We start from the raw sequence: 1,788 nt of genomic DNA, 5'->3' as shown, positions 1-1,788 counted from the left end.
TGGGGCCTGTGGGAAGACCGCTCCACCATGACCGGCAACCTCACCCACACCGACCTCCACCGCATGACCCGCCACGGAGTCGGTGCCATGTCCAGCGACGAGGCGCTGCGGCTGCTGGACGCGGCCTGCGCGGCGGGCGAGCCGCACCTGCTGCCGATCCGGCTCGACGTCGGGGCGCTGCGGCGGCGGGCCGACGACGACAGTCTTCCGGCGCTGCTGCGGGGTCTGGCCCAGCGTCGGATGCGTCGTCACACCGCGGAGGCCGGCATGCGACGGCCTACGGAGCTGTCGCTCGCCGAGCGGCTCGCCCGGGTGTCCGGGGAGCAGCGGGCGCAGGCACTGGAGGACCTGGTCGTCGCGCAGGTGGCAGCCGTGCTGGGCCATGCGTCGACGGCCGCGATCGAACCGGACCGCGCCTTCAAGGACATCGGGTTCGACTCGCTGACCGCGGTCGAGCTGCGCAACCGGCTCAACACGGCCACCGGGCTGCGGCTGCCGGCCACGCTGGTCTTCGACCAGCCGACTCCGCAGGCGATCGCCCGCTTCGTGGAGCGGAAGCTGTTCCCGCAGGAGACCGCGCAGACCACACCGGCTCCTGCGGTCGCGCCGGACTCCGGCCACGAGACCGACGCCATCGATGCCATCGACGAGATGGACGTCGACCTCCTCATCAACCTTGCTTTCGACGGCGACAGCGCCGGATCCGACGCGGAGCGTGAGTGACCCCATGAGCAACCCCAACGACAAGGTCGTCGCCGCCCTGCGGGCGTCCCTGAAGGAGACCGAGCGGCTGCGGCAGCACAACCGTGAGCTCGCCGAGCGCGGCCGGGAGCCGATCGCGATCGTCGCGATGAGCTGCCGCTACCCGGGCGGCGTACGCACGCCGGAGGACCTGTGGCGGCTGGTGGCCGCGGGCGAGGACGCGGTGTCCGAGTTCCCGACCGATCGCGGCTGGGAGCTGGACGGGCTCTACGACCACGGCGGATTCCTGTACGACGCCGCCGACTTCGACCCCGCGTTCTTCGGCATCTCGCCCCGCGAGGCCCTCGCCATGGACCCCCAGCAGCGCCTGCTCCTGGAGACCTCCTGGGAGGCCGTGGAACGGGCCGGCATCGACCCGCGGACCCTGCGGGGCAGCCGTACGGGCGTCTTCGCCGGCGTCATGTACCACGACTACGGCACGCTGGTCGACGCGTCGCCGGACGCCGTCGAGGGCTATGTCTACAACGGCAGCGCGGGCAGCGTCGCCTCCGGCCGGGTGGCCTACACGCTCGGCCTGGAGGGGCCCGCGGTGACGGTCGACACCGCCTGCTCGTCTTCGTTGATCGCGCTGCATCTGGCGGTGCAGTCGCTGCGCAACGGTGAGTGCTCGCTGGCGCTCGCCGGGGGCGTGGCGGTGATGTCGACGCCGACGCTGTTCGACGAGTTCAGCCGGGGGCAGGGGCACGGACTGGCCCCGGACGGACGCTGCAAGGCGTTCGCGGACAGCGCCGACGGGACCAGTCTGTCGGAGGGCGTGGGTCTGCTGCTGCTGGAGCGGCTGTCGGACGCGCGCCGCAACGGCCACCCGGTGCTCGCGGTGGTCCGCTCCACGGCGGCCAACCAGGACGGCGCCAGCAACGGACTGACCGCCCCCAACGGTCCCGCCCAGGAGCGGGTGATCCGGGACGCGCTGGTCGCCGCCGGGCTGACCGGTGCGGACGTAGACGTCGTCGAGGCCCACGGCACCGGCACCACCCTCGGCGACCCCATCGAGGCCCAGGCCCTCCTGGCCACCTACGGCCAGGA

2 protein-coding genes are annotated in these 1,788 nt (G+C 72.8%); both read left to right on the top strand.

Translation table 11 applies throughout. The features are described 5' to 3' along the window. On the top strand, window positions 1-723 hold a 723-nt coding region (locus tag IE172_RS35060), incomplete at its 5' end, for an acyl carrier protein (protein WP_229886753.1). A 4-nt stretch (window positions 724-727) separates the two neighbouring features. Further along, a partial coding sequence (locus IE172_RS34150) for a beta-ketoacyl synthase N-terminal-like domain-containing protein (RefSeq protein WP_229886751.1) occupies window positions 728-1,788 on the top strand: 1,061 nt, incomplete at its 3' end.

It is taken from the genome of Streptomyces griseoflavus (genome assembly GCF_014649995.1).
GTDB lineage: Bacteria > Actinomycetota > Actinomycetes > Streptomycetales > Streptomycetaceae > Streptomyces > Streptomyces griseoflavus.
Note: the sequence above shows the minus strand (reverse complement) of the source record. Positions and strands in the feature narration are given on the sequence as shown.